The organism is Buchnera aphidicola (Pemphigus obesinymphae), assembly GCF_026122815.1.
GTDB lineage: Bacteria > Pseudomonadota > Gammaproteobacteria > Enterobacterales > Enterobacteriaceae > Buchnera_C > Buchnera_C aphidicola_BJ.
Map to the genome: position 1 here is coordinate 117300 of NZ_JAIWQW010000001.1, position 6256 is coordinate 123555.

At 22.2% G+C, this 6256-nt stretch carries 7 protein-coding genes; all 7 read right to left on the minus strand.

Features of this window, described 5'->3' with window-relative positions; translation table 11 throughout:
• Positions 1–32 precede the first annotated feature (32 nt).
• Positions 33–485, minus strand: coding sequence for a 50S ribosomal protein L9 (gene rplI / locus LDP10_RS00600; protein WP_265196808.1), 453 nt, complete (start codon positions 483–485; stop codon positions 33–35).
• 32 nt (positions 486–517) lie between these two features.
• Positions 518–745, minus strand: coding sequence for a 30S ribosomal protein S18 (gene rpsR / locus LDP10_RS00605; RefSeq protein ID WP_265196809.1), 228 nt, complete (start codon positions 743–745; stop codon positions 518–520).
• Between the two features lie 100 nt (positions 746–845).
• Complete coding sequence (gene rpsF / locus LDP10_RS00610) at positions 846–1202, minus strand: 30S ribosomal protein S6 (RefSeq protein ID WP_265196810.1); 357 nt, start codon at positions 1200–1202, stop codon at positions 846–848.
• 310 nt (positions 1203–1512) lie between these two features.
• On the minus strand, positions 1513–2814 hold the full coding sequence (locus LDP10_RS00615) for an adenylosuccinate synthase (RefSeq protein WP_265196811.1): 1302 nt from the start codon (positions 2812–2814) through the stop codon (positions 1513–1515).
• 163 nt (positions 2815–2977) lie between these two features.
• Positions 2978–3949 carry a protease modulator HflC gene (hflC, locus tag LDP10_RS00620; protein ID WP_265196812.1) on the minus strand — a complete coding sequence of 324 codons (972 nt, stop codon included), beginning with the start codon at positions 3947–3949 and terminating at the stop codon, positions 2978–2980.
• 271 nt (positions 3950–4220) lie between these two features.
• Positions 4221–5165, minus strand: coding sequence for an FtsH protease activity modulator HflK (gene hflK, locus LDP10_RS00625; RefSeq protein WP_265196813.1), 945 nt, complete (start codon positions 5163–5165; stop codon positions 4221–4223).
• Between the two features lie 363 nt (positions 5166–5528).
• Positions 5529–6256: tRNA (adenosine(37)-N6)-dimethylallyltransferase MiaA (gene miaA, locus LDP10_RS00630; RefSeq protein ID WP_265196814.1), on the minus strand; the 728-nt coding region annotated here is incomplete at its 5' end.

Genomic DNA, 6256 nt, shown 5'->3' on the forward strand with positions numbered 1-6256 from the left:
GATAGCACATTTTAAAACATATATGTTTCATCCTAAGATTTAGAAACAATATGTATAGTAATCATTACACTCACTTCATTATGAGGATGAAATATTACTTGATGTTCACCTATATAACGCAATTTACCATTCGGTAAACGAATTTCATTCTTATTAACGGAAACACCTAATAAAGTTATCGCTTCTGCGATATCACGAGTTCCTATGGAACCAAATAATTTACCTTCTTCTCCGGATTTAGCTTTTATAATTATTGATTCAATTGAATTTATTTTTTTTGCCTTAGATTGAGCAATATATAATTTATTAGCTATTTTTTCTTTCAATTTAATTTTTTGTAATTCAACAATTTCAATATTTTTTTTAGTAGCTAAAATGGCTTTTCCTGTCGGTAAAAGATAATTTCTCGCATACCCTGATTTTACATCGATTAGTTCACCTAAATTACCTAATTTTTTTACTTTAGAAAGAAGAATAACTTGCATTAATAAATCCTCTTTATTTTTCCATTAAATAATTATTGATGTTGATCTGTATATGGTAATAAAGATAAATATCGAGCTCTTTTGATAGCACGAGATAATTGACGTTGATATTTAGCTTTAGTTCCAGTAATTCTACTAGGTACAATTTTACCACTTTCAGTTATATAATTTCTTAAGATAGAGATATCTTTATAATCTATTTCTTTTATTTTTTCTGCTGTAAATTTACAAAATTTACGACGACGAAAATAACGAATCATCTTAATATATTCCTTTTTTAACATAAAAATAGTATCGATAATAATACTAATTATTTCATTAATATTTTATAATTATATATATAAATACATATAATTATAATTATGCTAACAAATCTTCTTTTTTATCTTTTTTATCTTCTTTTGTTTTTATCATAGGAGAAGGTTCTATTATTGCCTTTTTCATACGAATAATAATATTACGTATAATAGCAGTATTAAATCTAAAATCATTTTCTAATGTGCGAATAAATTTAGAATCAATTTCGATATTCATTAATACATAATGTGCTTTATGTAATTTATTAATAGAATAAGCTAACTGACGTCTTCCCCAATCTTCTAATCGATTAATAGCACCGCTATTTTTTTTTATTAAACGCTTGTATTTTTCAATCATAATTGGAACTTGTTCACTTTGATCAGGATGAACCATAAATATTATTTCATAATAACTCATTATATTGCTCCTTTTAAAGATTAATTTTTTAAAAATAAATTTTTATAAAAAAAGGAACTGTATAAAAAAATAATTGCGTTATAATCATAATATATCTCAGTAAACAAAAAAACTCAATACATGATATTTCATAAAATTAAAAAATTTTTATATAAAAAATCGTACATATTTTGTTAAAAATTTAAAATTACTAAAATTAAAAATTAATATTTTTATATAAATAAAAAATGTAATACAAATTTTCAACATCATTTTTTTAAATTGTGCTATATGCGGAATATAAAACCAATTATATATCACCTTTCATTATTTAAACGTTTAACGAATGATTTAATATTATTAAATCTTTACGATCAGGACCTGTAGATATAAAATCAATTGGTGATTCTGTCAATTCTTCTATTCGTTTAACAAAATTTTTTGCTGCTAAGGGTAATTTAGATAAAGAATTAACACCTAAAGTACTCTCCTGCCAACCAGGTATAGTTTCATAAATTGGTTTTATCCCATTCCAATCATTAACAGAAAATGGAGTACTAGTAATAATAGAATTATTTTTTAACAATTTATATGCTGTACAAATTTTAATTTCCTTTAATTTATCGAGTACATCTAATTTTGTTAAACATAAAGCTGATAAAGAATTAATCCTTATGGATCTTTTTAACGCAACTATATCTAACCAACCAGTTCTTCTTCGTCTTCCTGTTGTAGAACCAAATTCAGATCCGTATTTACAAAAATAATCATCTAATTCATGAAATACTTCTGTTGGAAAAGGACCGAAACCTACACGAGTAGTATAAGATTTTACAACTCCAAGTATATAATCAAAATTTAAAGGCCCAATTCCAGAGCCAGTACTAGCCCCTCCAGAAGTACTATTAGACGATGTCACATAAGGATAAGTTCCATGATCAATATCTAATAAAGTACCTTGTGCTCCTTCAAATATTACTAATTCCTTACGTTTCATAGCAACATGCAATAAATCTGGAATATCCGATATCATACTAATTAATTTATCAGATAAAGTTAAAACATCTGTTACAATATCAGCATAGTTTACAGGTTTTTCTTGATAAAAATGTATTAACTGATGATTATAATAATCTACTACTTTTTTTAAACGAATAGAAAAATTCTTTTTATCTCGTAAATCACCAATACGTAATCCACGTCTTGCAACTTTATCTTCATATGCAGGACCAATTCCTCGTTTAGTCGTCCCTATAGCATTAATTCCATTTTTTTTCTCTCTCGCTACATCCAACTGAACATGATAAGGCAAAATTAAAAAACAATTTTCAGAAATTAATATTTTATTTTTAGTAACGATACCTTGTTTTTCTAAACCTTTAATTTCGTCCATTAATGCAAAAGGAGAAATTACAACACCATTTCCTAATAAACTTATTACATTTTTATGTAAAATACCCGAAGGAATAACATGAAGAACTATTTTTTTACCGTTAATAACTAAAGTATGTCCCGCATTATGTCCTCCTTGATACCGTACAACATATTTTGCTTTTTTAGTTAATACATCTACGATCTTACCTTTTCCTTCATCACCCCATTGGGCACCTAATATAATAATATTCTTATACATAAACTTTAAATAACCTATTTAAAAAAAAATAATTTTTATATAAAAATGCAATATGTATCAATGTATTAAATATTTTCAATAAATATATTTTAGTAACATGATATGAATATTACATGATTTTATTTTTTAATGATAATTTTTGATTAATATCAATTAACCATGTTTAACTTTTTCTATATATATTTAAAAAAATATTATCTGCATTTATTATTAAATTTCTCTCACTACAAAAATTTTTTCTATAAAATTCAAATATTTTAAGAAAACGATAAAAATGAGGTTCTTTAATGAAAAAATCAGAAAGCAATTTTAATGAAGTAATTTCTCCTGTTTCTCGAATAAGTAATCCTTTTCTTTGTGCGTCAGATAATATTTTCATCACTTTATAATCAGCATCTAATTTAATTTTTTTAGCTATAATTTGTCCTTTTAAAGTTTCGTTATTAGAAACAAATTTATTTTCTAATATCATTAGATTATATATTTCATTTAGTGTTTTAGCAGATAAATTTATTTTTTTTATGGATACATCAATTATTTTTATCCCTAAATTTGTTAAATTAATACTGCTTATTAATTTTTCAGAAGAAATATATTTTTCTGCAATCATATTATTTTTAAAACAATATGATTTAAAAAAATAATCATTAAAAAAAAATGGATAAAAATTAAAAATTTTGTTTGTATTTTGATAAAACAATTTTTTTTTATATAAAATAAATTTATTTTTATTTAACTTTTTTATAGTTTGATTTAATATATCATTAAATTTACGTTTTAAAACAATTTCTGTTGAATAAATTTTATTACCTTCAGTAACTAAATAATAACGACCAAAATCATTTATTTTCCATCTAATATAAAAATCCACAATAAAATTTTTCTTCTCTTTAGAAGTAAAAAAATAAGATCTATTTTCCGTTGTATGTAGTTGAATATTTATTTTTTTTACTAAATCTATTAAAGGTAATTTAAGATGTAATCCTGGTTTATAAATTAATACTTTTTCATCTTTATCTTGCACTATTTTCCCAAATCGTAATATAATTCCACGCTCTTCTTCTTTAATTAAAAAAAAACTAGTGCACAAAATAAAACAAAAAATACTTAATAATGAAATATAAATTCTATTCATGTGTTTTATATACCCATATATTTAACAATGTTTTCTATATCTTTTAAAATTATACGAAAATTTTTTTTAAAATTTTATAAAAAAATAACCAATATGATTAATCTTTAAAAAAAAAAGAATAAAATTTCGTATTGTTACTGAATGGACAATAAAAGTATGAATTATTTTGACAAAAATCTTATAAAAAATTATTTAATAAAATAATTAATTTAATTTTATTTTTTCTATTTATTAAAATTTGTAAACACAAATTAACGTAATTTTTACCTATTTAATATAAATTTTCCATAAAAAAAATTCTTTTTATTTTATATTTATAAAATATTTTAGAAAAAAAGATTATATTTCTCTTAAACGTTACTATTTTATATATATTGTATAATTTAGACTGTCTTAAAATATAATCAGATTTATTATTAGCTAAAAAAATAACTTCATCTGCATAACTTTTAGCTTTATTGATATATTCTTTTTTCTTTTTACGAGCTAATTGGATTAAATCTAATGAATGTCTTATTTCTTTTGGAAAATCAATTTTTTTAAAATTTATATCTATAATTTTTATACCCAATTTGAATAATGTTATTTTTTTTTCTATTTCTTTCTGTATGATTTTTTTAATAATATTGTTATCTTTTGTTAAAATTTTATCTGTAGTAAAACATCCTATTACATTGTATAAAACACCATTAGTTATTTGCCGCATAATTTCATCAGGATTTGTAACTGAAAAAAAATAATCTTTGACATTTACAATTTTATATTCCATATTTGTTTCTATATTTAACAGTTTTTGTTCTGCATTTAATAATAAATTAGATGATGTCATTCCTGTTACTGTCGCAACGTCAACGTATTTTACTTGTTCAATAAAAATTGGTCTCCAATGTAATCCTGGATTTACTATCCGACTAAATTTACCCAAATTCGTCACCACTCCTTGTTCAGTTTCTTTCACAATATAAAATCCTTTAAAAAATAATAATAACGGAATAAATATCAGTATCGTAATAATTGGAATTTTAATATTTTTAGATGACCCAAGATTTTTACTATTATTTTTTATTAAGTTTTTTAATATAACAAAACATTTTTTTATATTAAAAAAAAATATTTTATTAGATTTATATTTTTTTAGGTTCTTTTCTAATTTTTTATTTTTTTTTCTCCATGGATTACCATTCGATCCATCATCACTGGGTTCATTCCAAACCATATTAATACTCCATTTTTATAAAATTAATCACGTATTATCAAACTTATTCATATATAAGTTTGTATACTAATATAAAAATTTATCTACCATAAATAAATCATTTACTGAAATATTAGTTTCAAATTTGTTTATATCGAGATATAATATTTAATAATTACTTAATAAAAATTAATTCATTTTTTTAAAAAAATAGATAAAAAATTACATCAATGAATAAAATACATTATTCTTTTATATCTATGATTATTTTGAAATTTTTTCACGTAAAATAGATTCTAAATTTATTTAAATATGTAGTTAATATTCACTAACATCATTTTTATAAAAAATAAATATATTTAAAATTATGCAAGGAAACATATATTAGATAATTATATTAGATTTAAATTTTTTAAAAATCTTTAATATTTGATTAACAGATAAATTAATATCATCATTATATATATAATGAATATTATTCCATCTTTTTAACCATGTCATTTGACGTTTAGCTAGATGACGGGTAGCTGTAATAGATTGTTCAAACATCTCTCTATAACTTAAATGACCAGATAAAAATTTCCACATCTGAGAATATCCTATTCTATTAATAGAACATGAATTAATATTCAATTTTTTTCTATTAAATAAATCTTCAACTTCTTTTTGAAACCCTAAATCTAACATTTTTCTAAATCTACGTTCAATATTTTCGTATAACAAAAACATATTTCTTGGTATTAATGAAAATTGAATTACTTTATAGGGGAAATTATAAGTAGATTTTTTTATTAACGCAGATAACGTTTTTCCTGAAATTAAAAAAACTTCTAATGCCCTTATGACCCTCTGTAAATCATTAGGATGAATTCTGTCTGCCGAAATTGGATCAATTTCTTTTAATTTCTTATGTAAAGCAATTTCACCAATAATTTTTACTTCTTTTAGTAAATCACTACGCAATTCTATATTAGCAGACGGTAACGGTGCTAAACCTTTCAACAATACTTTATAATACAACATTGTTCCCCCTACCAATAAAGGTATTCTTTTATGGTTAACAATATCTGATATTGCTTCTAAAGCATCTTCTTTAAATTCACCTACCGAAT